At 76.4% G+C, this 1751-nt stretch carries 2 protein-coding genes; both read right to left on the bottom strand.

Going from position 1 to position 1751, the window contains the following annotated elements; translation table 11 throughout:
- Positions 1-69: 69 nt before the first annotated feature.
- On the bottom strand, positions 70-432 hold the full coding sequence (gene aroH / locus LG943_RS27615) for a chorismate mutase (RefSeq protein WP_179766393.1): 363 nt from the start codon (positions 430-432) through the stop codon (positions 70-72).
- Between the two features lie 99 nt (positions 433-531).
- Positions 532-1751, bottom strand: a 1220-nt coding sequence (locus LG943_RS27610) for a pseudouridine synthase (protein WP_270075316.1), incomplete at its 5' end; no start/stop codon positions are given.

Here is a 1751-nt window from a genome sequence, read left to right as displayed (position 1 = left end):
CCCCCTCAGGGTGCGCCGCGGGTCCCCTCGCGCTCCCGCGCGCCGCCGGTCCGGCCGGCCGTGCCGGTCCTACTGGGCGATGTCCAGCCGCAGCGCCTGGGCGCCGCGCAGGTAGACGTGCTGCAACTCCGCGCGCGGCCGGTCGGTCTCGACGTGGGCCATCAGCCGCACCACGCGCGGCAGGGCGTGCGGCACCGCGATCTCGGTGGCGCACATCAGCGGGACGTCGGTGAACCCGATCTTGCGCGCCGCCAGGGCGGGGAACTCCGAGCTGAGGTCGGGGGTGGCCGTGAACAGCACGCTGATCACGTCGTCGGTGGTGAGGTCGTTGCGGCGCATGACCTCGGCCACCAGCTCGGCGGTGGCCTCCAGCACGAGGTCGCGCTCGTCGCCCTCGACCTGGACCGCGCCCCGGATCGCTCGTACTGCCACTTTCGCCCGTCCTTTGCACTCTCGTCCCGGCCGCGCCGCCGCTGGGGCGCGCCGCCGACCCGGCGGCGCGCGGACCGCGCCCGCGCGCCGCCGGGGTGATCACATACCCGCGGCAGTGTAAAGCTCGCTGACCTCGTTCGCCGTGAGCGCCCGCATCGTGCCCGGCTTGAGGGTGTTGATCCCCACCGGGCCGATCTGGGTGCGCGCGAGGTCGGAGACCGGGTGGCCCACCGCGTCCAGCAGCCGCCGCACGATGTGCTTGCGCCCCTCGTGCAGCCGGACCTCCACGAGCGCCTGGGGCTCGCCGTTCTCCACGACGCGGAAGGAGTCGACCTCGACCGGGCCGTCCTCCAACTCCACGCCGCCGCGCACCTCGCGCACGACCTCGCGCGGCACCGGACCCGGCACCTTGGCGATGTAGGTCTTGACGACCCGGTAGCGCGGGTGGGTGAGCCGGTTGGCCAGCTCGCCGTCGTTGGTGAGCAGGATCAGGCCCTCGGTCTCGGTGTCCAGCCGGCCGACGTGGAACAGCCGCTCCTCGGTCTGGCCGGTGTAGTCGGCCAGGGTGGGCCGGCCCTCGGGGTCCCACATGGTGCTGACCACGCCGCGCGGCTTGTGCAGCGCGAAGTACAGCTTGTCGGGCGCGGTGACCACGCGCATGCCGTCGACCCGGATCTCGGAGGACTCGGGGTCGACCCGGGCGCCGAAGCGGCGCACGGTGTGGCCGTCGACGGTGACCCGGCCGGCCACGATCAGCTCCTCGCTGGCGCGGCGGCTGGCGACCCCGGCCTGGGCGAGCGCCTTTTGCAGCCGGATGCCGTCGGGGACGTCGGTGTAGGTGTCGCGGTCGTCGTCGGCGCGGTCGTCGTCGCGCGGGTCGTACTCGGCCCGCAGTGTGTTCAGCCGGGAGCGCGCCGCCGGGGACAGGTCGCGCTCGGCCTGGCCGCCGCCGCGCGGCACGCGGCTGTCGCGGAAGTCGCGCGCGGCCGGGCGGGCCGGGGCGCTCGCCCGGAACTTGTGGTCGTCGCGCCGGGTGTAGACCCGCGAGGAGGACCGCGCCGGACGCTCGCCGCGGCCGGACCGCTCGGTACGGCCGGTGCGCTCCGTGCGGCCGGTGCGCTCGGGCCGCTCACCGCGGTCCTCGCCCCGGCGCCCGCGGCTGTCGGCGCCGCGCGCGGCGCCGGCGCGGTCGCCCCGCCGGTCGTCGCGCCGGTCCTCGGCCGCCGGGCGGGCGCGCCCGCCCCGGTCGCGGGTGTCGGGCTGGTCGCGGAAGTCGCGACCGCCGGACCGCTCGCGGGAGTCGCGGAAGTCGCGACCGC

It is taken from the genome of Streptomonospora mangrovi (assembly GCF_027604915.1).
GTDB lineage: Bacteria > Actinomycetota > Actinomycetes > Streptosporangiales > Streptosporangiaceae > Streptomonospora > Streptomonospora mangrovi.
This window is presented reverse-complemented; position numbering and strand designations above follow the sequence as displayed.